The organism is Paraburkholderia sp. BR10923 (genome assembly GCF_040948765.1).
In the GTDB taxonomy this organism is placed as follows: domain Bacteria; phylum Pseudomonadota; class Gammaproteobacteria; order Burkholderiales; family Burkholderiaceae; genus Paraburkholderia; species Paraburkholderia youngii.
The window spans coordinates 486,300-512,031 of sequence record NZ_JBFPKO010000003.1; the positions used below are offsets into that span (position 1 = coordinate 486,300).

24 protein-coding genes and 1 riboswitch are annotated in these 25,732 nt (G+C 65.5%); of the genes, 15 read left to right on the forward strand and 9 right to left on the reverse strand.

Features of this window, described 5'->3' with window-relative positions; genetic code table 11:
* The first annotated feature begins 39 nt into the window (after positions 1-39).
* Positions 40-297, forward strand: a complete 258-nt coding sequence (locus AB3X94_RS08180) for a hypothetical protein (protein ID WP_176110028.1) — start codon at positions 40-42, stop codon at positions 295-297.
* A 91-nt stretch (positions 298-388) separates the two neighbouring features.
* On the opposite strand, the gene AB3X94_RS08185 is transcribed toward AB3X94_RS08180, so the two are convergent.
* Positions 389-1,807, reverse strand: a complete 1,419-nt coding sequence (locus AB3X94_RS08185) for a coniferyl aldehyde dehydrogenase (protein WP_176110029.1) — start codon at positions 1,805-1,807, stop codon at positions 389-391.
* A 107-nt stretch (positions 1,808-1,914) separates the two neighbouring features.
* Positions 1,915-3,603, reverse strand: a complete 1,689-nt coding sequence (locus tag AB3X94_RS08190) for an isovaleryl-CoA dehydrogenase (protein WP_176110030.1) — start codon at positions 3,601-3,603, stop codon at positions 1,915-1,917.
* A 315-nt stretch (positions 3,604-3,918) separates the two neighbouring features.
* On the opposite strand from AB3X94_RS08190, the gene AB3X94_RS08195 reads away from it, so the two are divergent.
* Positions 3,919-5,544, forward strand: a complete 1,626-nt coding sequence (locus tag AB3X94_RS08195) for a GMC family oxidoreductase (RefSeq protein ID WP_368611244.1) — start codon at positions 3,919-3,921, stop codon at positions 5,542-5,544.
* A gap of 76 nt (positions 5,545-5,620) precedes the next feature.
* Here the strand turns inward: AB3X94_RS08195 and AB3X94_RS08200 are convergent, their stop codons facing one another.
* Positions 5,621-6,571 carry a LysR family transcriptional regulator gene (locus tag AB3X94_RS08200; RefSeq protein WP_176110032.1) on the reverse strand — a complete coding sequence of 317 codons (951 nt, stop codon included), beginning with the start codon at positions 6,569-6,571 and terminating at the stop codon, positions 5,621-5,623.
* A 235-nt stretch (positions 6,572-6,806) separates the two neighbouring features.
* Here AB3X94_RS08200 and AB3X94_RS08205 point away from each other — a divergent pair, with 235 nt between their 5' ends.
* The 12 genes from AB3X94_RS08205 (at position 6,807) to AB3X94_RS08260 (ending at position 19,919) form a co-directional block, all read left to right on the forward strand.
* Positions 6,807-7,175, forward strand: a complete 369-nt coding sequence (locus AB3X94_RS08205; RefSeq protein WP_246392222.1) for a CidA/LrgA family protein — start codon at positions 6,807-6,809, stop codon at positions 7,173-7,175.
* Entirely contained in the window at positions 7,172-7,897 is a 726-nt protein-coding gene (locus AB3X94_RS08210; RefSeq protein ID WP_176367737.1) for an LrgB family protein, read from the forward strand. Before AB3X94_RS08205 ends, AB3X94_RS08210 begins: the two co-directional genes overlap by 4 nt.
* Before the next feature lie 62 nt (positions 7,898-7,959).
* Positions 7,960-8,094, forward strand: a riboswitch (S-adenosyl-L-homocysteine riboswitch).
* A 33-nt stretch (positions 8,095-8,127) separates the two neighbouring features.
* Positions 8,128-9,546, forward strand: a complete 1,419-nt coding sequence (ahcY, locus tag AB3X94_RS08215; RefSeq protein ID WP_176110035.1) for an adenosylhomocysteinase — start codon at positions 8,128-8,130, stop codon at positions 9,544-9,546.
* Positions 9,547-9,721: 175 nt separating this feature from the next.
* A complete protein-coding gene (locus AB3X94_RS08220; protein ID WP_018432546.1) occupies positions 9,722-10,075 on the forward strand; it encodes a phage holin family protein in 354 nt (117 codons plus the stop codon).
* Positions 10,076-10,086: 11 nt separating this feature from the next.
* On the forward strand, positions 10,087-10,917 hold the full coding sequence (gene metF / locus AB3X94_RS08225) for a methylenetetrahydrofolate reductase [NAD(P)H] (protein ID WP_176110677.1): 831 nt from the start codon (positions 10,087-10,089) through the stop codon (positions 10,915-10,917).
* A gap of 173 nt (positions 10,918-11,090) precedes the next feature.
* A complete protein-coding gene (locus AB3X94_RS08230) occupies positions 11,091-12,734 on the forward strand; it encodes an ABC transporter substrate-binding protein (protein WP_176110678.1) in 1,644 nt (547 codons plus the stop codon).
* A gap of 203 nt (positions 12,735-12,937) precedes the next feature.
* On the forward strand, positions 12,938-14,569 hold the full coding sequence (locus AB3X94_RS08235) for an ABC transporter substrate-binding protein (RefSeq protein WP_176110036.1): 1,632 nt from the start codon (positions 12,938-12,940) through the stop codon (positions 14,567-14,569).
* Between the two features lie 140 nt (positions 14,570-14,709).
* Positions 14,710-15,720, forward strand: a complete 1,011-nt coding sequence (locus tag AB3X94_RS08240; protein WP_176110037.1) for an ABC transporter permease subunit — start codon at positions 14,710-14,712, stop codon at positions 15,718-15,720.
* Between the two features lie 6 nt (positions 15,721-15,726).
* Entirely contained in the window at positions 15,727-16,644 is a 918-nt protein-coding gene (locus AB3X94_RS08245) for an ABC transporter permease subunit (RefSeq protein ID WP_368611245.1), read from the forward strand.
* A 2-nt stretch (positions 16,645-16,646) separates the two neighbouring features.
* Positions 16,647-17,651, forward strand: coding sequence for an ABC transporter ATP-binding protein (locus AB3X94_RS08250; protein ID WP_368611246.1), 1,005 nt, complete (start codon positions 16,647-16,649; stop codon positions 17,649-17,651).
* Positions 17,648-18,667: a peptide ABC transporter ATP-binding protein gene (locus AB3X94_RS08255; RefSeq protein ID WP_176110040.1), complete on the forward strand. Its 1,020-nt coding sequence runs from the start codon at positions 17,648-17,650 to the stop codon at positions 18,665-18,667. The genes AB3X94_RS08250 and AB3X94_RS08255 overlap by 4 nt, the downstream gene beginning before the upstream one ends.
* Positions 18,660-19,919, forward strand: coding sequence for a TraB/GumN family protein (locus tag AB3X94_RS08260; protein ID WP_368611247.1), 1,260 nt, complete (start codon positions 18,660-18,662; stop codon positions 19,917-19,919). The genes AB3X94_RS08255 and AB3X94_RS08260 overlap by 8 nt, the downstream gene beginning before the upstream one ends.
* A gap of 65 nt (positions 19,920-19,984) precedes the next feature.
* Here the strand turns inward: AB3X94_RS08260 and AB3X94_RS08265 are convergent, their stop codons facing one another.
* The 5 genes from AB3X94_RS08265 to pxpB form a co-directional block, all read right to left on the reverse strand.
* A complete protein-coding gene (locus AB3X94_RS08265) occupies positions 19,985-20,941 on the reverse strand; it encodes a DUF979 domain-containing protein (protein ID WP_176110042.1) in 957 nt (318 codons plus the stop codon).
* A complete protein-coding gene (locus tag AB3X94_RS08270; protein WP_176110043.1) occupies positions 20,938-21,711 on the reverse strand; it encodes a DUF969 domain-containing protein in 774 nt (257 codons plus the stop codon). Before AB3X94_RS08270 ends, AB3X94_RS08265 begins: the two co-directional genes overlap by 4 nt.
* 203 nt (positions 21,712-21,914) lie before the next feature.
* The gene (gene pxpA, locus AB3X94_RS08275) at positions 21,915-22,667 is read right to left on the reverse strand and encodes a 5-oxoprolinase subunit PxpA (RefSeq protein WP_152852541.1); all 753 of its coding nucleotides are present in this window, start codon (positions 22,665-22,667) and stop codon (positions 21,915-21,917) included.
* A 20-nt stretch (positions 22,668-22,687) separates the two neighbouring features.
* Positions 22,688-23,740: a biotin-dependent carboxyltransferase family protein gene (locus AB3X94_RS08280; protein WP_176110045.1), complete on the reverse strand. Its 1,053-nt coding sequence runs from the start codon at positions 23,738-23,740 to the stop codon at positions 22,688-22,690.
* Positions 23,737-24,390 (reverse strand): 5-oxoprolinase subunit PxpB, encoded by a 654-nt coding sequence (gene pxpB / locus AB3X94_RS08285; protein ID WP_176110048.1) that lies wholly within the window; start codon positions 24,388-24,390, stop codon positions 23,737-23,739. The genes AB3X94_RS08280 and pxpB overlap by 4 nt, the downstream gene beginning before the upstream one ends.
* 211 nt (positions 24,391-24,601) lie before the next feature.
* On the opposite strand from pxpB, the gene AB3X94_RS08290 reads away from it, so the two are divergent.
* A complete protein-coding gene (locus tag AB3X94_RS08290; protein ID WP_018418717.1) occupies positions 24,602-25,114 on the forward strand; it encodes a winged helix DNA-binding protein in 513 nt (170 codons plus the stop codon).
* Between the two features lie 50 nt (positions 25,115-25,164).
* Here AB3X94_RS08290 and AB3X94_RS08295 read toward each other — a convergent pair whose 3' ends face one another.
* Positions 25,165-25,707 (reverse strand): 5-formyltetrahydrofolate cyclo-ligase, encoded by a 543-nt coding sequence (locus AB3X94_RS08295; RefSeq protein WP_368611248.1) that lies wholly within the window; start codon positions 25,705-25,707, stop codon positions 25,165-25,167.
* Positions 25,708-25,732: the final 25 nt, after the last annotated feature.

Consider the following 25,732-nt stretch of genomic DNA (forward strand, 5'->3'; position numbering starts at 1 on the left):
GGCATCGGGCCGCCTTTGCCGTCAGGGATCAACCCGTTCGTGCTTCGTCGCGAGAGCGCTCAAAGCCGCCAGACTGTCGCCTGCGCTTTGTGCCACGTCGTCGAGAAGGTCTGCCACATCACGACGCGTGAGTCGCCGGTTCGGAAGGTCCTTCGCGTCGAGCCTCAGAGCGGTGAACAGTTCGTGATCGCAGTCATTGATGCGCCGGTAGTCTTCCCCGATATGGACCAGGACTTCCAGCAGCCGGCGCTGTTCGTGTCTTTCCTATGCGGTTACGGAAAGATTCCTGATTATTGATTCGCAAATATGACGCGATATTCGAGTTGCCGCCCTTGCCGTTCGCAAAGATGGAAAGCGGCCAAAGCCCTCACCCCGCCGAAGGTCAAAATCAAAACCTCATCATCAACTTCAACAACGCATTCACGCGTCTCCCATACGGCGGCGAGATCAGCCCACGCGCGTTGAGGCGCGCCTGCATGAGCACAGGCTTCATCTTCGAAAAAGTAACGAACCCCTCATACCCGTGGTACGCCCCCATCCCACTCGCCCCAACGCCGCCGAAAGGCAAACTCTCACAGGCAAGCTGCATCAGCGTCTCATTAATCGCCATGCCACCGGCAATAGTTTCGAGCGTGACACGCTCAATAGTCCGCGCATCGTCGGCATAGAGATAAAGCGCCAGCGGCCGCGGCCGCGCATTGATCCATGCGATCGCATCATCGAGCGTGTCATACGGCACGAGCGGCAACAGCGGCCCAAAAATCTCCTCCTGCATCAGCGCGCATTCGTTCGGCGCGCCGGTCACGGCGATCAGCGGAAAGCGCCGGCTCGCGGCATCGGGCGTCGCGTCGGTCAGCGCATGCAACTGCGCACCCGCAGCCCGCGCTTCGTCCGCGAGACGTTCGAGCCGCTCGAAGTGCCGCGCCGAAATGATCGACGTGTAGTCCGGGTTCTGCGCGAAATTCGGGTACATCCTCGCCATTCGCACGCGCGCCCGTTCGATGAACGCCTGCTCCTTGCCGCGCGGCACCAGCACGTAGTCGGGCGCGATGCAGGTCTGCCCGGCATTCAGCGTCTTGCCGGCGATCAGGTTGTCGACCGCGTTGTCGAAACGCGCATGCGCGCCGATCAGCGCCGGCGACTTGCCGCCGAGTTCGAGCGTGACCGGCGTCAGATGCTCGGCCGCCGCGCGCATCACTTCGTGGCCGACCTTCGTCGAGCCGGTGAACAGCAGATGATCGAACGGCTGCGCGCTGAACGCGGCCGCGAGCGCCGCGTCGCCGTTGACGACCGCGACGTGATTGCGCGCGAAGGTCTGGCCGATCAGCAACTCGAATAGCGCCGAGGTGCGCGGCGTCAGCTCGGACATCTTGATGATCGCGCGATTGCCGGCCGTCAGCGCGCTGATCAACGGCCCGACCGCGAGCAACACGGGGTAATTCCACGGCACGATGATGCCGACCACGCCGAGCGGCTGCGGCACCACCTTCGCGCGCGCCGGCAGCAGCCATTTGTTGGTGCGGCGGCGCTGCGCTTTCATCCAGCGCTTGCCGTGACGCAGCGCGGCGTCGATCTCTTCCTTCACGAGCAGGAATTCGGCGAGCAGCACTTCTTGCTTCGCGCGATTGCCGAAGTCCGCGTGCATCGCATCGGCGAGCGCGTTGCGATTGTCGAGCATCAGCTTGCGCAGCGCGCGCAGATGCGTCGCGCGCGTGTCCCACGACGGATACGGCGCGCGCAGATGCGCGTGACGTTGATCGCGCAGCAGCGCTTCGAGCGCGGCGACTCCCGCCAGATCATTCTTCATGTGAGTCCACTCCCTGATGGATGACGATGCGCGTTGAACGCGCTTATTGGTTTGAGCTTGCGTCGGTGTTGCGAGCGGAGCGCTCGAGGTTTGCGGACCCGCCGCGCTTACGTGGGAAAGGCGCGCTCGATGATCGCCGCGTGATCGAACGTGGCCGGCAGCGTGCCATACACGCGACCGCTTTCGCCGCAGCCGTCGGCGACACGCGTCGCGATGAACGCGGCGGCGACCGCCGCGGGCGCGTGCTGGGCGAGCAGCGTCGCCTGGGCGAGCAGCACGATCTGCTGCGCGATACGTCGTGCCGACGCCTCGCGCTGTTCGGCTGGCCCGTTCAGCGTTGCGGCGAGACGCGCGAGCGCCGTCCCCAACGCCGGATGCGCGCGCGCGACGTCCTGCCAGGCGGCGAACAGCGCTTGCGCGGCTTGCGGCTCGCGCTCCATCGCGCGCAGCACGTCGAGGCACATCACGTTGCCCGAGCCTTCCCAGATCGAGTTGACCGGCGCCTCGCGATAGAAGCGCGCCATCGGCCCGGTTTCGACGTAGCCGTTGCCGCCCCACACTTCCATCGCCTCACCGGTGAATTCGAGCGCGCGCTTGCAGACCCAGTACTTCGCGGCCGGCGTAACGATGCGCCGCCACGCGCGTTCGGCCGATGAAGCCGACGACGCGTCGGCGGATTCCTCGAAGGCGCGTGCGAGACGCATGAACAGCACCGTCGCCGCTTCCGATTCGAGCGCGAGATCGGCAAGCACGTTGCGCATCAGCGGCTGCTCGGCAAGGTGCCGGCCGAACGCGCTGCGATGCCGCGCATGATGGATCGCCTGCACGAGCGCGGCGCGCATCAGCGCGGCGCTGCCGATCACGCAGTCGAGCCGCGTGTAGTTCGCCATCTCGATGATGGTCGGCACGCCGCGTCCTTCGTCGCCGATCATCACGCCGTATGCGTCGAGAAATTCGACTTCGCTGCTTGCGTTGGAACGGTTGCCGAGCTTGTCCTTCAGGCGCTGGATCTGCACCGCGTTCTTGCTGCCGTCCGGCGCGAAGCGCGGCACGAAGAAGCACGACAGTCCCTCGTGCGTGCCGGTGCGCGCGAGCACCAGATGCGCGTCGCATTGCGGCGCCGAGAAAAACCACTTATGACCGATGAGCCCGTAGGCGCCGCCGCGCCCGCCGGCAGCGTCGAGCGCATGCGCTCGCGTCTGGTTGCTGCGCACGTCGGAGCCGCCCTGTTTCTCGGTCATGCCCATGCCAATCATCATCGAGCGCTTCTGCGTGAGCGGCACGTCGCGCGGATCGTGCTCGCGCGTGTACAACTGCTCGCGCAGTGTGTCGAACAACGCGGACTCGCGCTGCAACACCGGAATGCTCGCGAAGGTCATCGTCAGCGGACACAGCGAGCCGGATTCGATCTGCGCATGCATGAAGTAGCCCGCGCAGCGCGCGGCCATCGCGCCGCTTCGCGGATCGGAAAACGGCAGCGCGTGCAGTCCTTCGCGGCGCAGCAGCACGAGCAGTTCGTGCCACGCGGGATGAAACTCGAGCGCGTCGATGCGCTCGCCGCGCGGACTATGCGTGACCAGCTCCGGTGTATGACGGTTGGCGAGATCGGCGAGCGCGAGCGTGTCGGGCGTCGTCAGCGCCGCGCCGTGTCGCAGCAGCGCCTCGCGATGCCAGCTCGCGCCGTCGCGATCGACGGCCGCGCTCAAGGCGGCGTCGCTCGCGAACAGGTTGTAGTCCGCGAGCGCAGGCGCCTGATTCGTCACCTCGTGAGTCTGGCCGAAGCCGTGCCGTTCCATCTGCTGTCTCCGTGCTTTCGCTATTGTGCGCCGCTTTGCCGACGGCATCCGCGATGTGTTTCGACGCATTTGTTCGAGCGCCGCGCGTGATGCCGGATGGGGGAGAAAGGCGCGCGCCGCGCCGTGTTTGCGTGCCGCGCGCGGCCCGTGCGCGCCTTTCATCATAGGGGCGCGATGCCGCCGGCGTTTAGAGGAATCGTTCTGTCAGTAAGCCGCCGCAGCCCCAAAACGCTCCCTACAATGCGCAGAAAACACACGTAGACAAGTGTGCACGAGACAGGGTCCGCGAGCAACGCGGCCCATCAGGAGGAGCGCATGCAATACGACTACATCATCGTCGGTGCGGGCTCGGGTGGCTGCACGCTCGCGAGCCGTCTCGCGGATAGCTGTCCCGACGCGACCATCGCGTTGATCGAAGCCGGTCCGCATACCGAGCGCAATCTGCTGGTGAACATGCCGGTCGGCGTCGCGGCCGTGGTGCCGAACCGGCTGAAGACCAACTACGGCTACCTGACCACGCCGCAGCCGGGGCTCGCCGGTCGCCAGGGCTATCAGCCGCGCGGCCGCGGTTTCGGCGGATCGAGCGCGATCAACGCGATGATCTATACGCGCGGCCATCCGCTCGATTACGACGAGTGGGCGCGGCTCGGCTGCGACGGCTGGTCGTGGGCCGAGGTGCTGCCGTATTTCCGCCGCGCCGAAGACAACGAGCGCGGCGCCGATGCGTGGCATGGCGAGGCCGGTCCGCTGACGGTGTCCGATCTGCGCTTCAAGAATCCGTTTTCAAAGCGCTTCGTGCAGGCCGCGCTCGAAGCGGGCTACAAGGCGAACGACGATTTCAACGGCGCGGACCAGGAAGGCATCGGTTTCTATCAGGTCACGCAGCGCGACGGACGCCGCTGCAGCGTTGCGCGCGCGTATATCTACGACCGGCCGCGCGCGAACCTGCACGCGATCGCCGATGCAACCGTGCTGCGCGTCGTGTTCGACGGCAAGCGCGCGAGCGGCGTCGAGATCGCGCGCGGCGGCCGGATCGAAACGCTCGCCGCGCGCGCCGAGGTCGTGCTCGCCGCAGGCGCGTTCAACTCGCCGCAGCTACTGATGTGCTCGGGTATCGGGCCGGCCGCGCATTTGCGCTCGCTCGGCATCGACGTGCTGCACGATGCACCCGAAGTCGGCCAGAACCTGACCGATCACATCGATTTCACGATCAACAAGCGGGTGAGGTCGATCGAGCCGGTCGGTTTCTCGGTGCGCGGCGTCGCGCGGATGTTGCCGCAATTCGTCACGTTCATGCGGCACGAGCGCGGCATGCTGTCGAGCAACGTCGCCGAGGCGGGCGGGTTTCTGAAGACCCGGCCGACGCTCGAGCGGCCCGATCTGCAATTGCATTTCTGCGCGGCGATCGTTGACGATCACAACCGCCATATGCACTGGGGCCACGGCTATTCGCTGCACGTGTGCGTGCTGCGTCCGCATAGCCGCGGCTCCGTGACGCTCGCGAGCGCCGATGCGCGTGTCGCGCCGCTGATCGATCCGCGCTTTCTGAGCGATGCGCGCGACCTCGATCTGCTCGTCGAGGGCGCGAAGATCGCGCGGCGCATTCTCGACGCGCCGTCGCTCGCGCTTCATGGCGGCGAGGAGTTGTACACGCGGCCGGGGCAATCGGACGCCGAACTGCGCCAGACGATCGCCGAGCGCGCGGACACGATCTATCACCCGGTCGCGACCTGCCGGATGGGCGGCGACGCGCGCTCGGTCGTCGATCCGCAATTGCGCGTGCGCGGCGTAACGGGGTTGAGGATCGTCGATGCGTCGGTGATGCCGACACTGATAGGCGGCAACACCAATTCGCCGACGGTGATGATCGGCGAACGGGCGGCGGAGCTGATCGCGGCGAGCCGGCGACAGGGAGCGGGGATCTCGGCGCAGGCGGTTTGATCGCCGCTGACGACGGGTTCGGGAAACGCGGCGGCGCAATGCAACCGCCCGCCGCGCGTCACTCGTGCGCGGGTAGCTAAGCTTCGTCCGGCGCTGCGATTCCGTTGAAGCCGATTCCCGGTCCGAGCATGAAATCGTCGCTGACGTGCGTCGGCAGCGTTTCGCGCGCGACGTCGAGCCATGCGCGCGCCGCGTGCGACAGATAGCCGTTGCGGCGCCAGCCGATCGCCATTTCCCACGGGATCTCCGGTTCGACGACCGGTCGGCAGGTGAACTGCGCGGGGTCGAGCCGGCGGCAATAGGGCGCCGGCAGCAGCGCGATGCCGACGCCGGCCAGCACCAGCGCCGCCATGAAGTCCCAGTGCCCGCTACGCCCGACGATAGCCGGCGCAAACCCCGCCGCGCGGCACGCGTTCAGCACGACGTCGTTCAACGCGAGGCTCTCGCCGTAAAACACGAACGGCTCGTTCGCGAGCTGCGCGAGCGGCACCTCGTTCAACGCATCCCAGCGCGAGCCGGTGCGCGCGACGAGCCACAGCAACTGGCGCGACATTGGCAGCACGTCGATGTTGTCGGGATCGACCGGCTGCAGCACCCCGCCGAGTTCCAGCTCGCCGTTGATCAGCGCGGCTTCGATTGCGCGCGATCCCTGCTCGAACAGCTTCAGCTCGATCTTCGGATAGCGCTGGCGGAACGCGGCGATTGCGGGGGTGAAGAGCTCGCCGCCCATCGGCGGGATGCCGATTGCGAGTTCACCGCGCCCAAGGGTGTCGAGATCGTTCAGTTCGGCCTGCAGTTGCGCGTGCGCGGCGAGCACGTCCTGGCCGCGCTGATAGACGATCCGGCCGACGTCGGTCAGCACCATCTGACGGCCGTCTCGCAGCAGCAGCGGCGAGCCGATTTCATCTTCCAGCGACTTGACCATCTTGCTGATGGTCGGCTGCGTGACGAACATCTGCTCGGCGGCGACCGTGAAGCTCTGTTGACGGACCACTTCGACGAAATAGCGCAGCGCGCGGAGTTCCATGATCGCGGCCTCCAGAATTCCAGTTTGGAATGGTTTCGATGATTGTAAGTCATTTTGTTTATGGCGCGATGCGCCCCATACTGAGTGCCTTCCGAGTCAGCCAGGGAATGCCATGTCCGCCCCAGTTTTCGCCCGTTCCGTGCCTCCCGCCGATGGCGGTTCGAGCGGCGGCGCGGGTGGCTTCGGCCGGGTTGCACGCATCGCCGTGCAAAGCGCCGCGATCGCCGTGCTGTGGATGGGCGCGGATTTCATCGTGCGCCGGCTGCATCTGCCGGTGCCGGGCGGCGTGCTCGGCCTCGTCGTGCTGCTCGCGCTGCTGTTCGGCGGCGGCGTCGCGCCGCGCTGGGTCAAGGCCGGCGCGGACTGGCTGCTGTCCGACATGCTGCTGTTCTTCATTCCGGCCGCGGTCGCCGCCGTGCAATACGGCGGCCTGTTCCGCGCGGACGGCTGGCGCCTCGCGCTGGTCGTGATCGCCGGCACGCTGATGGTGATGGTCGCGGTGGCGTTCGCCGTCGATCAGGCCGCGCGCGTCGAACGACGTTTCGCGCTGCGCCGGGTGCGGGTTGCGCGCGAGGCAGGCAGTCTGTCGCGCGAGCGCCGATGAACCCGCACTTTTTCGCTTCGCTGCTGGCCGACGACGCCTCTCGCCTGATCGCGGCAGGCTGCCTCGTGCTGACGATCGCGCTGTATTTCGCGTCGAAGGCGTTGTATGCGCGCGTGCGCTCGCCGTGGCTCACGCCGATGCTGACCGTGCCGGCCGCGCTCGTTGCGATCGTCGCGCTCGCGCACATTCCGTATTCGCTGTACTTCGAGGACACGCGCTGGCTGATGTGGCTGCTCGGCCCCGCGACGGTCGCGTTCGCCGTGCCGATCTACGAGTACCGCGCACTGCTGAAGCGCCACTGGATCTCGCTGTCCGTCGGCGTGACGGTGGGCATTCTGGTCGGCGTCGGCGGCTCTCTGATGCTCGCGAAGCTGCTGCATCTGTCGCCGGAATTGCAGCGCAGCCTGATGACACGCTCGGTGTCGACGCCGTTCGCGCTCGCCGTGTCCGACCGGATTCACGCGCCGAAGGACCTGAGCGCGCTGTTCGTGATCGCGACGGGCGTCTGCGGCATGCTGTTCGGCGAACTCGTGCTCGCGTTCATGCCGCTGCGCACGCGGCTCGCGCGCGGCGCGCTGTTCGGCGCGGCCGCGCACGGCGTCGGCACCGCCAAGGCACGCGAGATCGGCAGCGAGGAGGGCGTGGTGTCCAGCCTGACGATGATGATCGCCGGCGTCGCGATGGTGCTGCTCGCGCCGATGCTGGGGCTGCTGCCGATCTGAACCAGCGCGCCACGCCATCCCGCGCACGCCGAAGTCATGTCGATTTGCTACAATCGCCGTTCGTCTTCGAGGAGCGTTGCGACGGGTACCGCGAATCCGCATTCGCCGGCCGCCCGCCAGGCTCGAAGGCTTCAATCGGCAGCATGGAATGCGCATCACGCGAATCCGTGCGTCGACTCAAACCGCGCTCACGTCACATTTCTAGTCAATTTCTTAGAAAGGAGGGCGTGATGAACGCCGCAGTCATCGATTCCCAAAAGCAGGATTACGTTGTTGCCGACATGTCGCTCGCCGCTTGGGGCCGCAAGGAACTCACGATCGCCGAGACCGAAATGCCCGGCCTCATGCAAACGCGTGAAGAGTACAAGGCGCAGCAGCCGCTGAAGGGCGCGCGCGTCGCCGGCTCGCTGCACATGACGATCCAGACCGGCGTGCTGATCGAGACGCTGACCGCGCTCGGCGCCGACGTGCGCTGGGCCTCGTGCAACATCTTCTCGACCCAGGACCATGCTGCCGCCGCGATCGCGCAGGCCGGCACGCCGGTGTTCGCGTTCAAGGGCGAATCGCTCGACGAATACTGGGAGTTCTCGCACCGCATCTTCGAATGGCCGAACGGCGAGTTCGCCAACATGATTCTCGACGACGGCGGCGACGCAACGCTGCTGCTGATCCTGGGCTCGAAGGCCGAAAAAGACCGCTCGGTGATCGCCAAGCCGACCAACGAGGAAGAGATCGCGCTGTACAAGTCGATCGCCGCGCACCTCGAGATCGACCCGACGTGGTACTCGAAGCGCCTCGCGGCGATCAAGGGCGTCACCGAAGAAACCACCACCGGTGTGCATCGTCTTTACCAGATGGAAAAGGAAGGCCGTCTGCCGTTCCCGGCCATCAACGTCAACGACTCGGTCACGAAGTCGAAGTTCGACAACCTGTACGGCTGCCGCGAGTCGCTCGTCGACGGCATCAAGCGCGCGACCGACGTGATGATCGCGGGCAAGATCGCGGTCGTGGCCGGCTACGGCGACGTGGGCAAGGGCTGCGCGCAATCGCTGCGTGGTCTGGGCGCGACCGTGTGGGTCACCGAAATCGATCCGATCTGCGCACTGCAAGCGGCGATGGAAGGCTACCGCGTCGTGACGATGGAATACGCGGCGGATAAAGCCGACATCTTCGTGACCGCGACCGGCAACTACCACGTGATCAACCACGATCACATGAAGGCGATGCGTCATAACGCGATCGTCTGCAACATCGGCCACTTCGACTCGGAAATCGACGTTGCGTCGACCCGTCAGTACCAGTGGGAAAACATCAAGCCGCAAGTCGACCACATCATTTTCCCGGACGGCAAGCGCGTGATCCTGCTGGCCGAAGGCCGTCTCGTAAACCTCGGCTGCGCGACGGGCCACCCGTCGTTCGTGATGTCGAACTCGTTCACGAACCAGACGCTCGCGCAGATCGAACTGTTCACGCAGGGCGCGAAGTACGAAAACAAGGTGTACGTGCTGCCGAAGCATCTCGACGAGAAGGTTGCGCGTTTGCACCTGGCGCGTATCGGCGCGAACCTGACCGTGCTGTCCGACGCGCAGGCCGGCTACATCGGCGTCGACAAGAACGGTCCGTTCAAGCCGAACCACTATCGCTACTAAGTAGGCGGCCGCCCGCGGGTTCGAGGCGCGCTTCGCGCGCCCGGCCAAGCGGACGGCGGTGAAAAGTTTGACGGTCTGATCTCGGGGCGGCGCACAATGCGCCGCTTTGTTCGACAGCGCCGCTTTTCATTTGCTGGACATCTTCCCCGCACAGGTGCTTACAAGGAGTTCTAACATGACCGTGCTGCTGACCTGGCTCATCAACGCGCTCGCGCTGCTGATCATCACCTACATCGTTCCGTCGATCCACATCCGCAGCTTCGGCACCGCGCTGATCGTCGCTATCGTGCTCGGTCTCATCAATGCGGTGATTCGGCCGGTACTGATCCTGCTGACGCTGCCCGTCACGATCCTCACGCTCGGACTCTTCATTCTGGTCGTCAATGCGCTGTGCTTCTGGCTGGCCTCGTCGCTGTTGAAGGGCTTCGAGGTGTCGGGCTTCTGGTCGGCGTTCTTCGGCTCGATCCTGTACAGCATCGTGTCGTGGCTGCTGTCCGCGCTCATTTTCGGCAACCGCAGTCTCGGTTGACCTTATTGACTATGAATCCGATCGAACTCTCATTCGAATTCTTCCCGCCGAAAACGCAGGAAGGCATCGACAAACTGCGCGCGACCCGCGCGCAACTCGTGTCGCTAAAGCCGAAGTTCGTGTCCGTCACGTTCGGCGCCGGCGGCTCGACCCAGCAAGGCACGCTCGATACCGTCATCGACATGGCGAAGGAAGGGCTCGAGGCGGCGCCGCACCTGTCGTGCATCGGCTCGTCGAAGGAAAGCCTGCGCGCGATTCTTAACGAGTACCGCGCGCACGGCATCCGCCATATCGTCGCGCTGCGCGGCGATCTGCCCTCGGGCATGGGCGCGGTCGGCGAGCTGCGCTATGCATCGGAGCTCGTCAGCTTCATCCGTGCCGAGTTCGGCGACTGGTTCTGGATCGAGGTGGCCGGCTATCCGGAATACCATCCGCAGTCGCGCTCGCCGCGACACGATCTGGAGAATTTCGCGCGCAAGGTAAAGGCCGGCGCGAACTCGGCGATCACGCAGTACTTCTTCAACGCGGACGCGTACTTCCGTTTCGTCGACGATGCGCGCCAGCTCGGCGTCGACGTGCCGATCGTGCCCGGCATCATGCCGATCACGAACTTCTCGCAGCTGATGCGCTTCTCCGAAATGTGCGGCGCCGAAGTGCCGCGCTGGATCGCGCGCCGGCTCGAGAGCTTCGGCGATGACCGCGAGTCGATCCGCGCGTTCGGGCTCGACGTGGTGACGGATCTGTGTCAACGGCTCGTCGACGCGAAGGTGCCGGGTCTGCACTTCTATACGCTGAACGCGGCCACGTCGACCAAGGCGATCTGCGAACGGCTCGCCGTTTAACGGCTATGCCCGCGCGGCTGCAAAGGCCGCGCGGTCCCCGCCACCCCGGCGCGGGTCTCGAATTTGTCCCAAATAGCGTGGTAAGTCCCTGTTGAAGCTCATTTTTGGGCTGTCTATCATCGAAAAGCAGCTACCCCGGCTGCTGTGCGGAGGACGATATGACAGTGACAAGAATGACTGCGGCACACCGACTGTTCGCGCTTCACCAGTTCTGCCTGCCGGCTCTCGCCGCGCTCGCGGTCGCCACCAGCGGCCTCGCGCCCGCCGCGTCGCAGGCGGCCTCGCTGCCCGACAAGACGCTGATTTTCTGCTCCGAAGGCAGCCCGGCGGGCTTCGATACCGCGCAATACACGACCAGCGTCGAGTTCAGCGCCGGCTCGTACACGGTCTATAACCGGCTGGTCGAATTTGCGCATGGCAGCACGGACATCGAGCCGGGACTTGCCGAAAAGTGGGACGTGTCGCCCGACGGCCTCACCTATACGTTCCATCTGCGCCGCGGCGTCAAATTCCAGACCACGTCGTATTTCAAGCCGACCCGCGAATTCAACGCGGACGACGTCGTGTTCACCTTCGAGCGCATGCTCGATCCCGAGAATCCGTTCCGCAAGGCGTATCCGGTCAATTTTCCGTACTTCAACGACCTCGGTCTCGCGAAGAACATCGCCAAAATCGAGAAGGTCGATCCGTACACGGTGCGCTTCACGCTGAAGGAAGTCGACGCGCCGTTCCTGCAGCAGATCGCGATGCCGTTCGCGTCGATCCTGTCGGCTGAATACACGGATCAGCTGCTGAAGGCGGGCAAGGCGTCCGACATCAACCAGTACCCGGTCGGCACCGGTCCGTTCATCTTCCGCAGCTATACGAAGGACGACACCATCCGCTTCGACGGCAATCCCGACTACTGGAAGCCGGGCGTCGCGAAGGTCGGCAAGCTGATCTTCGCGATCACCGTCGATCCGGCCGTGCGCCTGCAAAAGCTCAAGCGCGGCGAATGTCAGGTGATGTCGTATCCGCGCCCGGCCGACATCCCGACCGTGAAGGCCGATGGCTCGCTCGCGATGCCGAGCGAAGTGGGCTTCAACCTCGGCTATATCGCGTACAACACGAGCAAAAAGCCGCTCGATAACGTGCTCGTGCGCCGCGCGCTCGACATGTCGGTCAACAAGAAGGCGATCATCGAAGCGGTCTATCAGGGTGCGGGCCAGCTCGCGACCAACCCGATGCCGCCGACGCAATGGGGCTACGACAAGAGCCTGAAGGACGCACCGTACGACGTCGACAAAGCGAAAGCGCTGCTGAAGGAGGCCGGCTACCCCGACGGCTTCGAACTGACGCTGTGGGCGATGCCGGTGCAGCGCCCGTATAACCCGAACGCGCGCCTGATGGCCGAAATGCTGCAGTCTGACTGGGCGAAGATCGGCGTCAAGGTGAATATCGCCACGTACGAGTGGGGCGAGTACATCCGCCGCGCGCACGCCGGCGAGCATCAGGCGATGCTGATCGGCTGGACCGGCGACTACGGCGACCCCGACAACTGGCTCGGCGTGTTGCTCGGCTGCGACGCGGTCAACGGCAGCAACTTCTCGAAGTGGTGCTACAAGCCTTACGACGACCTGATCAAGCAGGGCCGCAGCACCACCAAGATGCCCGATCGGCTGAAGGCCTACACCCAGGCTCAGGAAATCTTCAAGGACCAGGTGCCGTTCACGCCGATCGCGCATTCGACCGTGTATCAGCCGATCAGCAAGAACGTGACGGGCTTCAAGATCGATCCGTTCGGACCGACGCAATTCCTGGAGGTCGGGGTGAAGTAAGCGGGCGCGGCGCGCTTTTTGCGCCGCTTTCGACGCCGGGCGGCTCGAATGGGCCGTCCGGACCGCGACAGTACCGTGGCAAAACGTTTGCACGAAGTGTTTCCTATCGTCAACAGAGGGATTTTGCTCCGCTTGGTGGCCGGCCCAAGCTCAAGTAATATCCCGCTACGCCGGCGCAAGCCGGCCCTGAACCTGGAGGAAACATGAAGCAAAACAATCTGTTGCGCGTCGCGCGTGTGTCTACGCTCGTCGCTGCCGCAGCGGCATCCCTGCTTGGCGTCACGAGCGCGCAGGCCGCTGGGATTCCGAACAAAACCCTCGTTTACTGCTCGGAAGGCAGTCCCGCGGGTTTCGATCCGGCCCAATACACGACGGGCGTCGACTTCACGGCCAACACGTTCACCGTCTATAACCGCCTCGTCGAATTCGAGCGCGGCGGCACCAAGGTCGAGCCCGGCCTCGCCGAGAAGTGGGACGTGTCGCCCGATGGCAAGACCTACACGTTCCATCTGCGTCACGGCGTGAAGTTCCAGACCACCTCGTTCTTCAAGCCGACGCGCGAATTCAACGCGGACGACGTGGTGTTCTCGTTCCAGCGCATGCTCGACCCGAACCAGCCGTTCCGCAAGGCGTATCCGGTGCAGTTCCCGTACTTCACCGACATGGGCCTCGACAAGCTGATCACGAGCGTCGAGAAGGTCGACCCGTACACGGTCAAGTTCACGCTGAAGGAAGTCAACGCGCCGTTCATCCAGAATCTGGCGATGGAATACGCGTCGATCCTGTCGGCCGAATATGCGGATCAACTGCTGAAGGCAGGCAAGGCCGCCGATATCAATCAGTTCCCGGCCGGCACCGGTCCGTTCATCTTCCGCAGCTACACGAAGGACGCGACGATCCGCTTCGACGGCAATCCGGAATACTGGAAGCCGAACGCGGTGAAGATCTCGAAGCTGATCTTCTCGATCACGCCGGACGCCGGCGTGCGCGTGCAGAAGATCAAGCGCGACGAATGCCAGGTGATGAGCTATCCGCGCCCGGCCGATATCGCGCCGCTGAAGGCCGAGCCGAACATCGACATGCCGTCGCAGCCGGGCTTCAACCTCGGCTACCTCGCGTACAACGTGACGCACAAGCCGGTCGACAAGCTCGAAGTGCGTCAGGCGCTCGACATGGCGATCAACAAGAAGGCGATCATCGACTCGGTCTACCAGGGCGCGGGCCAGCTCGCGACGAACCCGATGCCGCCGACGCAATGGTCGTTCGTCAAGAACCTGCCGGCCGCCTCGTACGATTCGGCCAAAGCGAAGGATCTGCTCACGAAGGCCGGCTACCCGAACGGCTTCGACATCACGCTGTGGGCGATGCCCGTGCAGCGCGCGTACAACCCGAACGCGCGCCTGATGGCGGAAATGATCCAGGCAGACTGGGCGAAGATCGGCGTGAAGGCGAAGATCGTCACGTACGAGTGGGGTGAGTACATCAAGCGCGCGCACGCGGGCGAACAGGACTCGATGCTGATCGGCTGGACCGGCGACAACGGCGATCCGGACAACTGGCTCGGCACGCTGCTCGGCTGCGAGGCGATCAACGGCAACAACTTCTCGAAGTGGTGCTACAAGCCGTTCGACGAGCTGATCCAGAAGGGCCGCACGACCTCGGACGTGGCGACGCGCACGAAGATCTACGGCGACGCGCAGCATATCTTCGCGCAGCAACTGCCGTTCTCGCCGGTCGCCCACTCGACCGTCTATCAGCCGGTCAGCAAGAAGGTGGTCGACATGCGCATCGAACCGCTTGGCTACGCGCGCTTCGACGGCGTCAGCATCAAGTAATTCGTAAAGTTCGCACAGTACGCCGCAGTAGAGTACGCTTTCGCACGGTTAGAAAACTGGTCGAAATGGTCCGGCGACCGGGGTCACGAGCCCTCGTCGCCGGTTGCGTTTTTTCATCACCAGTACCATAGGAGCGAACCATGTTCCGCTTCGTTTTGCGCCGCATCGGCATGGTGATACCGACGTTCATCGGCATCACCATCCTCGCGTTCGCGCTGATTCACCTGATCCCGGGCGACCCCATCGAAGTGATGATGGGCGAGCGCGGCGTCGATCCGGCCATGCACGCGGCCGCGATGCACCGCCTCGGGCTCGACGAGCCCCTGCCAATCCAGTACTTCCACTACATCGGCCGCGCCCTGCACGGCAACCTCGGCACCTCGATCATCACCAACACCAGCGTGATGGGCGAATTCCTCGCGCGCTTTCCCGCCACGGTCGAACTGTCGTTCTGCGCAATGCTGTTCGCGCTGATCGTCGGCCTGCCGGCGGGCGTGTTCGCGGCGCTGAGGCGCGGCACGGTGGTCGATCACGGCGTGATGGGCACCGCGCTGACCGGCTACTCGATGCCGATCTTCTGGTGGGGCTTGATCCTCATCATGGTGTTCTCGGTCAAGCTCGGCTTGACGCCGGTGTCGGGCCGCATCGCGGTCGAATACGACATTCCGCACGTGACCGGCTTCATGCTGATCGACTCGCTGATGTCCACCGACGAAGGCGCGTTCACGTCCGCGCTCAGTCACCTGATCCTCCCCGCGATCGTGCTCGGCACGATTCCGCTCGCGGTCGTCGCGCGCATGACGCGCTCGTCGATGCTCGAAGTGCTGCGCGAGGACTACATCCGCACCGCGCGCGCGAAGGGGCTGTCGCCGGGACGCGTGATCGTCGTGCATGCGCTGCGCAATGCGCTGATTCCGGTCGTCACCGTGATCGGCCTGCAAGTCGGTACGCTGCTTGCGGGCGCGGTGCTGACCGAAACGCTGTTTTCATGGCCGGGCATCGGCAAGTGGCTGATCGACGCGATCGGCCGGCGCGATTATCCGGTCGTGCAGGGCGGTATCCTGCTGATCGCGACGCTGGTGATCGTCGTGAACCTCGTCGTCGATCTGCTGTACGGCGTGCTCAACCCGCGCATTCGCCATACGAGGTAAATCACTATGGCTGACATTCAAAACACCGTCCCCCAGGCGGTCACCCCGCCGAGCGGCCGCGCCATCGCGGCGCGCGAATTCTGGGCGAACTTCTCGCGCAACCGCGGCGCGGTCGGCGCGGGCATCATCGTGCTGGTGCTGATCTTCATCGCGATCTTCGCGCCGCTGATCGCGCCGCACAGCCCGATCGAGCAGTATCGTGACTCCGTCAAGATTCCGCCCGCGTGGCTCGACGGCGGCAACTGGAAGTTCATTCTCGGCACCGACGAAGCGGGCCGCGACATCCTCTCGCGTCTGATGTACGGCGCGCGGCTGTCGTTCTGGATCGGCTTCGTGTCGGTAGTGCTCGCGCTGATTCCGGGCGTCGTGCTCGGGCTGATCGCCGCGTTCTTCGAGAAATGGGCCGACACGCCGATCATGCGCATCATGGACGTGCTGCTCGCGCTGCCGTCGCTGCTGCTCGCGGTCGCGGTGGTCGCGATCATCGGTCCGGGTCTCGTCAACACAATGCTCGCGATCGCGATCGTCGCGCTGCCGGGCTATGTGCGTCTGACGCGCGCGTCCGCGCAAGGCGAATTGCAGAAGGAGTACGTAACCGCCTCGCGCGTTGCCGGTGCGGGCACGTTGCGGCTGATGTTCTCGCAGGTGTTGCCGAACTGCACCGCGCCGCTGATCGTGCAGGCCACTCTAGGCTTTTCGTCGGCGATTCTCGATGCCGCCGCGCTCGGGTTTCTCGGCCTTGGCGTGCAGCCGCCGTCGGCGGAGTGGGGCGCGATGCTCGCGTCGGCGCGCGATTACATCGACAGCGCATGGTGGATCGTCACGATGCCTGGCCTGTCCATCCTGATTTCGGTGCTTGCGATCAACCTGCTCGGCGACGGGCTGCGTGACGCGCTCGACCCCAAACTGAAACGGATGGCCTGAACATGAGCAATCTACTGACCATCCGCAATCTCGCGGTCAACTTCGGCGGCCTGCCCGCGGTCGACCGCATCAATCTGGACATCGCACCGGGCGAAGTGCTCGGCGTGGTCGGCGAATCGGGCTCGGGCAAGAGCGTGACGATGATGGCGCTGATGGGCCTGATCGACGCGCCCGGCAAGGTCACCGCCGACGAAATCAAGTTCGACGGCAAGAACCTGCTGAACGCCTCCGCGAAGGAACGCCGCAAGATCATCGGCAAGGACATCGCGATGGTGTTCCAGGACGCGCTGACGAGCCTGAACCCGAGCTACACGGTCGGCTATCAGATCAAGGAAGTGCTGAAGCTGCACGAAGGCTTGCGCGGCAGCGCGCTGGACAAACGCGCACTCGAACTGCTCGATCAGGTCGGCATTCCCGATGCGAAGAACCGCATCGGCGCGTTTCCGCATCAGATGTCGGGCGGCATGAACCAGCGCGTGATGATCGCGATGGCGATCGCCTGCAACCCGAAGCTGCTGATCGCCGACGAGCCGACCACCGCGCTCGACGTGACCATCCAGGCGCAGATCATGGAACTGCTGATGCGCCTGCAGAAGGAACGCGGCATGGCGCTCGTGCTGATTTCTCACGATCTGGCGGTGGTGTCCGAGGTCGCGCAGCGCGTCGCCGTGATGTACGCGGGCGAGGTGATCGAGACGAACAAGGTGCCCGACATCTTTGCCGCGCCTCATCATCCGTACACGGAAGCGCTGCTGGCCGCGATTCCCGAGCACAACGTGGGCGCGGTGCGGCTCGCGGCGCTGCCGGGCATGGTGCCGGGCCGCGACGACCGGCCCAGGGGCTGCCTGTTCGCGCCGCGCTGCAAGTACGTGGTCGACGACTGCATGAAGGCGCGCCCCGCGCTCGCGTCGCTGCCGGCTCACGCCGAGCTCACGCGCGTGCGCTGCATCAAGCCGCTGAACCTCGAGAAGGACGCCAACGTTCACACGCAAGGAGGCGCCCGATGAGCGCAGTACCCGAAACCCGTCGCCAGTCGGATCGTCCTGGCGATCACGTGCTCGTCGCCGATCAGCTCGCGCGCTACTACACGGTCAAGCGCGGCATGTTCGCGCACGGCACGGTGAAGGCGCTGAACGGCGTGTCGTTCGCGCTCGAACGCGGCAAGACGCTGGCGGTGGTCGGCGAGTCCGGCTGCGGCAAGTCGACGCTCGCACGTCAGCTGACGATGATCGAAACGCCGAGCGCGGGCCGCCTGCTGATCGATGGCGAGGACGTGGCCGGCGCGAATCACGAGAAAATCGCCGCGCTCAGGCGGCGCGTGCAGATGGTGTTCCAGAACCCGTTTGCGTCGCTCAATCCGCGCAAGACCGTCGAGCAAACCCTCGGCGAACCGCTCGCGATCAACACGCAGATGAGCGCGACCGAGCGCGCCGAGCGCATCGCGCAGATGATGCGCACGGTCGGCCTGCGGCCCGAGCACGCGAAGCGCTATCCGCACATGTTCTCCGGCGGCCAGCGTCAGCGGGTCGCGATCGCGCGCGCGATGATCCTCGATCCGCAGATCGTCGTCGCCGACGAACCGGTGTCCGCGCTCGACGTGTCGATCCAGGCGCAGATCCTGAACCTGTTCATGGACCTGCAGGATGAGTTCAAGACGAGCTACGTGTTCATCTCGCACAACCTGTCGGTGGTGGAGCATATCGCCGACGACGTGATGGTCATGTACTTCGGCGGCGTCGCCGAGCTCGGCGACAAGAAGCGCATCTTCTCGAAGCCGCGCCATCCGTACACGCGCGCGCTGATGTCGGCGACCCCGTCGATCTTCGAGGCGGACCGCACGATCAAGATCAAGCTGCAAGGCGAAATGCCGTCCCCGCTGAATCCGCCGTCGGGCTGCACGTTCCATCAGCGCTGCCCGTACGTGATCGATCGTTGCCGCAGCGAGGTGCCGAAGCTGCGTGAAGTGGATGGGCGCCTCGTCTCGTGTCACCGCGCCGAAGAGGTGGGGGACGTGGATGCCTGATGGGGTGGCGGCGCGTCGTCTTGCGCGCCGCTTGTGTGAGGGCGGCGGAATAGCCGCCTTCGTGCGGCGCCGCGGGGCGCGTGCGCCGGTGGGCGCCGCGCCCTGCGGCGCATTTGCTGGAAGCTTCTTCAGCGAGTTTTTTCGCACGTTTTTCTGCGCGGTTGTCGATGCGCTCGCGCGCGCCTTTTGCTCCGTAGTTCTTCACGCTTCGCTGTCCGCTTTTTTGCGCGTAGGCTGCGCGCTGTCGGTCGGCGCGGCCGTGCCCGGCATCGCCGACGCAGCCGGCGCGGCGGCCAATACGCCAGCCCCCACGGCCCAGGCGGCCCGGCCAGCGGTTAATGTGCCAACCACGCCACCGCCGTCGATTGCGCCGCCCCCGGTCCCCGGCACCACCGCGAGCGGACCGGTGCGTCAGCAACCGGCGCGCATGCCGTTCTATGTCGCGACACGCGGCAATATCACCATCTATGTGCTCGGCACGCTGCACGTCGGCGATCCGGCCGACTATCCGGCGGCGCAGCCGTTCCGCGCGCCGATCCTCGCGGCGCTCGCCGCGTCGCCGACACTCGCGCTCGAACTGTCGCCCGACGAACTGCTGGTGTCGCAGGACGACGTCTCCAAGTACGGCGTGTGCAAGCACGACTGCCTGCCGGGCCTGCTGCCCGAGCCGTTGTGGCACAAGCTCGCGCTGCGGCTACGCGGCAACCCGGCCGCGCTCGATGCGATCAAGAAGATGCGGCCGTGGCTTGCGTCGCTGGTGGTCGAGACCTACGACTCGCTGTCAGCGGGTCTGCAAACTGAGTACGGTACCGAAGCGCAATTGCAGAACGTGTATCTGAAGACGCGCGGCAAGATCGTCGGACTCGAAACGCTCGCACAGCAGATGCGTTCGTTCACCGGACTGTCGGCCGCGCAGCAGCGTGAGATGCTCGCACAGGACCTGGTGCAGACGCCGGCGCAGAACGTCCAGGACGTGCGCACGCTGCATCGGCTATGGCAGGTCGGCGATGCCGACGCGATCGCCGCGTGGCAGGCCGCCAAATCCGAGAAGCTCGCGCGCGATCCCCGCATCTCCGATTCGATCGACAACCGGATCGTCTACGAGCGCAATCGCCGCTTCGTCGCGAAGATGCTGCAGCTCGCCGCGCCGAACAAGCCGCTGTTCGTCGCGATCGGCGCGCTGCATCTGGGTGGACCGAAGGGCGTGCTGCAGCTGTTGCGGCAGCACGGCTTCGTAGTGGAGGCGGGCTGAGCGGCGCAAGACCGCTCGCGTCTTTTCACGCGCCGCTTCTCTGAGCGACGCGCTTGTCAGCAGCGCTACAGAAACATCAAGAAATTCAACAGAAAGATATTGATCACCAGCAGCGTCAACGCCGTCGGAATCTGCGCCTTGATCACCGCATTCTTGTCGGGTAATTCGAGCAGTGCGACCGGCACCATGTTGAAGTTTGCGGCCATCGGCGTCATCAGCGTGCCGCAGTAGCCGGAGAACATGCCGATCGCGGCCATCACGGCCGGGTTGCCGTGGAATACGCCGACGAGGATCGGCACCCCGACGCCGCCCGTCATCACCGGAAACGCCGCGAAGCCGTTGCCCATCACCATCGTGAACAGCGCCATGCCGATGCAGTACACGGCCACCGCGACGAAGCGGTAGTCGAGGCTGATATACGACGTGGTCACGTGCGCGACCGCCTTGCCGACGCCCGCGTCCGAGAACACGAGGCCGAGCATGCCGAGCATCTGCGGCAGCACCGCGGCCCACGACAGCGCATCGACGAGGCGGCGCGCCTCCTTCATCGACTGACCGACCGTGTCGCGCGTGATCACGCAGGCGATCGCGAGTGCGATCACGCAGCCGATGCCGAAGCCGATCAGCGTGACGTTGGCCTTCTCGATCAACGGCACGCCGCCGAACACGAGATGGCTGGCCGCGAGCGTGATGATCACGGTGACGACCGGAATCGTCAGCGCGGGCACGAACAGCTTGTTGCGCAGTCGCGCGGCGCTCGCTTGACGCGCTTCGAGCGACAGCGTCTTCGGCTTGCCCGCGGTGACGCCGCCGAAGCCCGCGATCAGCGCCATCGCGATCACCGCGACGCCGACCACGGCCGGCGGCAGCCGGTCGCCGATCAGGAAGATCAGCGCGTAAAGAATCCAGAAGCCGCCCGCGGTGAAGCGGCGCGGATGCTGGCGGTCCGTAACGATCATGCCGCCGACGATCAGCAGCACGATGCCGAGCAACCAGAACAGATAGGTGATCGTGAAGGTCATGCTTCATCTCCGGTAGCACGTGTGGCCGACGACGGTTTCGATGCGGCAGTCGCTTTCGCGCTCGAAGTACCGCCCGACACCTTGCCGCGCAATTCACGCTCGAGCCACCGGTCGAGCAGCCAGAGCCGGAAGCCATGCACGATGAACGCGCTGATCGCGGTCGGAATGCCCCACACCGCCACGTGAATCGGCTCCACGACGATGCCCGCTTCCTTCAGGAAGGTCGTCATCAGCACGATCGCTCCGAACGCGACGAAGATGTCCTCACCGAAAAAGAGGCCGACGTTGTCGGTTGCGGCCGAGAACGCGCGCAGCCGGAAACGCACCGCGTCGCTGATCTTGCCGAAGCGGTTCTCGGTCGCGCCCTCGGCCATCGGCGCGATCAGCGGACGCACCATCTGCGGATGGCCGCCGAGCCCGGTCAGGCCGACCGCGGCGGTCAGCTCGCGCACGGCCAGATAGACGATCAACAGACGCCCGGCGGTCGCCGCCTTGATGCCGCTGATCCATGCCTGCGCACGCTCGCGCAGGCCATGTCGTTCGAGCAGGCCGATCACCGCGAGCGGCAGCAGGATGATCAGCGGGATGTTGCGCGTCTTGATGAAGCCGGTGCCGATCAGCGCGAGGATTTTTTCCGGCGGGAAATGCGCGGCGAAACCGGTGACGATCGCGGCGACGGCCACGATCAGCATCGGATTGAAGCGCAACAGAAAGCCAACGATGATGACCGCCACGCCGATGAGCGGCCAAAGACTGACAGTTGTCTGCATCAGGGTCTCCAAAGAGGTTACAACTTCGCCGCGGGTGGCGGCTGACGTGAACCGGTGCATGCGGCCCCATGCGCCGGCGTGCTGCCGCGGCTCTGCGGCCGCGTCGAACTCTCTTTACCTGCCCCGCGGATGCGTGTGCGTCGGCATCGGCGGGTTTGCAGCGGGCATCGCCGCGCGAGCGTGCACGGTGGCGATGCGAACGCTCAGACGCGCGCGGCGCCCGCCGGGTGCACTTCGATGCCGGCGTCGGCGAGCGCGGCGCGAATGCGTCGCGCGAACGCGAGCGCGTGCGGGCCGTCGCCGTGCAGGCAGATGGTTTGCGCCTTCAACGGCACCCACTGTCCGTCGACGGCCTTCACGCGTTGCTCGCGGATCATCGTAAGCGTGCGCGCGAGCACTTCGTCCTCGTCGTCGAGCAGCGCGCCCGGCTCCTTGCGCGGCACCAGCGAGCCGTCGGCGCGATAGCCGCGGTCGGCGAACACTTCCTCGATCGCGGTCAGGCCCGCATTGCGCGCGGCGCTGACGAGCCCGCTGTTGGCGAGCGCGAACACCGCCACCGACGGATCGAAGTCGTGCACCGCGGAGACGATCGCGTCGGCGATCTTCGCGTCGCGCGCGGCCTGGTTGTACAGCGCGCCGTGCGGCTTCACATGCGCGATGCGTCCGCCCTCGGCCTGCGCGATCGCCGACAGCGCACCGAGCTGATACAGCACGCCCGCGTAGATCTCGCCCGCCGGCAGATCCATTTCCTTGCGGCCGAAATTCTCCGGATCGTTGAAGCTCGGATGCGCGCCGATGGACACGCCTTTCTGCACGGCCCAGCGCACGCAGTCGCGCATCGCGTTGGGTCCGCCCGCATGCCAGCCGCATGCGATGTTGGCCGAGCTCACGAGGTCGAGCAGCGCCTCGTCGGAGCCGCAGCCTTCGCCGAGATCGGCGTTCAGATCGATTTCCATGGGGATTCCTTTTCTCACCGTTACAGCGCCGCGAGCGCCGCCTGGCGCGTGCAACGCTCTTCATGCATCGCGATCGCGGCATCGATCTGCCGCAGATACGTGCGTTCTTCCAGCAAAGCCTGGCGCGCCTCGTAGGGCGTCGTCGGGATGAAACGGACCGCCGCGTTCAGGCGCACCTGCGCGAGCTTCCACAGATCGGCCTGGATCACCGCGCCGATCTTCGGATAGCCGCCGGTGGTCTGCGCATCGCTCATCAGCACGATCGGCTGACCGTTCGGCGGCACCTGGATCGTGCCGGGCAGCACGGCGTGCGACAGCAGATCGGTCTTGTGCGTGCGTTTCAGTTCCGTGCCGGCGAGGCGGTAGCCCATGCGGTTGCTGTTCGGCGTGACGAGCCACTCGTCGGACCAGAACGACTGCTGCGCATCCGTGGTGAAGCTGTCGTATTCGGGGCCGCGCAGCACGCGGATCGGAACCGCCCACGGCACGCCCGACGGATGTCGGCCGCGCCGCAGCGGCTCGGGGACCAGCACGAACTTGCACCATGTGGGCGCCTTCACGCCGAACGCGGGCGCCTCCGGCGCGAAGCCGAGTTGGCCGCGCTGCGGCGGCGCGCCGACCGGCAGACGGTCGCCATCGTTGAGCGCGCGGCCGCCGAGTCCGCCGAAACGACCGGCGAGATCGGTGCTGCGCGAGCCGAGCATCGGCAGTACGTCGATGCCGCCCGCCACGCACACATAACCGCGCATGCCGCGCTTCGCCGCGTTCAGCACGAGTTCCTGGCCGGCCTGCACGGGCAGGCTCCACCATGAAAAGACCGGCTTGCCGTCCAGCGTCGAGCCGAAGTCGGGGCCGGCGATCGCGACGCGCGTTGCGCGCAGAAAGCGCAGCACGGTCGGGCCGAAGGTGATTTCGAGGCCGGCCGCATCGGGGCGATTGCCGACCAGCCGGTTGCCGACTTCGAGCGACAACCGGTCGAGCGCACCACTCATCGCGACACCGAGATGCCGGTAGCCGTGGCGGCCGAGGTCCTGGATCGTGGTCTGGAGACCCGCGCGGATCACGTCGATCATGCGTGCATCCCCGCGATCGTGAAGCGCACCCGGTCGCCGGGCTGCAGCAGGGTGGGCGGGCGGCGCGCCGGGTCGAACAGCGGCACCTCGGTGCGGCCGATCAGCTGCCAGCCGCCCGGCGACACCGCCGGATAGATGCCGGTCTGCTCGCCGCCGATGCCGACCGAGCCCGCCGGCACTTCGAGCCGTGGCGACGCGCGGCGCGGCGTGTGCAGCGCCGCGTCGAGCCCGCCCATATAGGCGAAGCCGGGCTGAAAGCCGAGAAAGAACACCACGTAGGCGCCGCCCGCATGACGCTCGACGACCTCTCGCGCGCTCAAGCCCGTATGTTCGGCGACCGCCTGCAGATCGGGGCCGAATGCGCCGCCGTACTGCACCGGAATATCGACGTCGCGTGTTGCTGCGGCGGTTTCTTCCGCTGCGTTCCAGGCCGTCAGCAACTGCTCGCCGAGCGCGTCGGCGTCCGTCGCGAGGGGGTCGAACACGAGTGTCAGATTGTTCATGCCGGGCACGACTTCGAGCACCTGCGGCCAGTCGCGCGCGGCTTCAGCGGCGGCCCACACGCGCTGCTGGCACTCCAGCGTGGCGGGCGGGGGCGCTTCGCAGACGAGCGCGGCATCGCCGAGGGGAAAGATTCGTGGTTGGCTCATGGCTGGGCGGCCCGGATCGAGTCGGAAAATGAGCCGGACAGCGCGGCGCGTTGGCGCATGTCCGGCACGGAGTCGGCGACGTTTGGAGAATACATTATCAATAAAATATCGACGATTTACCAATAAGCGTTTTCGCCAGGCTCGTCGGCGACTGGGCATCGTCGTACACTTGCGACACTTTTCCAGCCCATTTTCGTCACGGGAACCTCGTATGACGCGTCATCCCACCAAGATCGTTTCGTCGGAACACCTCGTCTCCGAGAGCAGCGCGGAGCTGTCCGAGCTCGAATACGCGCTGATCATGGCGGGCAATGCGTTCAACCGCTGGATGGTGCGCTGCATGTCGGCGGCCGGCGACAAGGACATGACCGCGATCGAGGTGTCGCTGCTGCACCACGTGAGCCATCGCGAGCGCCGCAAGAAACTCGCGGACATCTGCTTCGTGCTGAACATCGAAGACACGCACGTCGCGACTTACGCGTTGAAAAAGCTCGTAGCTAGAGGGTACGTAAAAAGCGAAAAGACCGGCAAGGAAGTGTTCTTTTCCGCCACCGACGCGGGCCGCGAGCTATGCCTGAAGTATCGCGAGGTGCGCGAGAACTGCCTGATCTCGACGCTCAAGGAAAGCGGCCTGACCAACCAGCAGATCGGCGAGGCCGCGCAGTTGATGCGCAATGCGTCGGGGCTGTACGACACGGCGGCGCGCGCGGCCGCTTCGCTGTAACGACGAAATAGCGCGCAAACGTCGCGCGTCACACGCCGCGCATCGCGCGTTCAGTCCGGCAGCGCCGGATGAAACCCCGCTTCGGTCACGATCAGATCGAGCGGAATGTCGTGCGCCTCACGCTCCAGCGTGTCGGTGCGGCACGCTTCGTACGCGATGCCGACCGTGACCGGCTTGTGCGCGGCCGGCCAGCGGGCCAGCGTGCGGTCGTAATAGCCGCCGCCGTAGCCGAGGCGATAGCCGTCCGAGTCGAAACCCACGCAGGGCACGAACAGCAGCTCGGGCAGCACGACGCGCCCCGAAGTGGGCTCGGCAATCTTGTGATGGCCGATTTTCATCGGCGTCGCGGGCGTCCACGCATGGAATTCGAGTGCCATGCCACGTTCTTTAATGATTGGCAGACTGGCTTCGTGATGCGAATCCGCGGCGAGCCAGATCCCGATCGCGCCGCGCGCGTCGAACTCGCCGGCGAGCGGCCAGTAGAATCCGGCGCTGCGTACCGCGTAGTGCTTCAGCGCGTCGAGCATTCGACGCCCGAGCGCGGCATTCTTCGACGGCTCGGAAGCCGCTTGCAGACGGCTTTCCAGCAACATCCGGCGCAGCGCCTTTTTGGTTGCG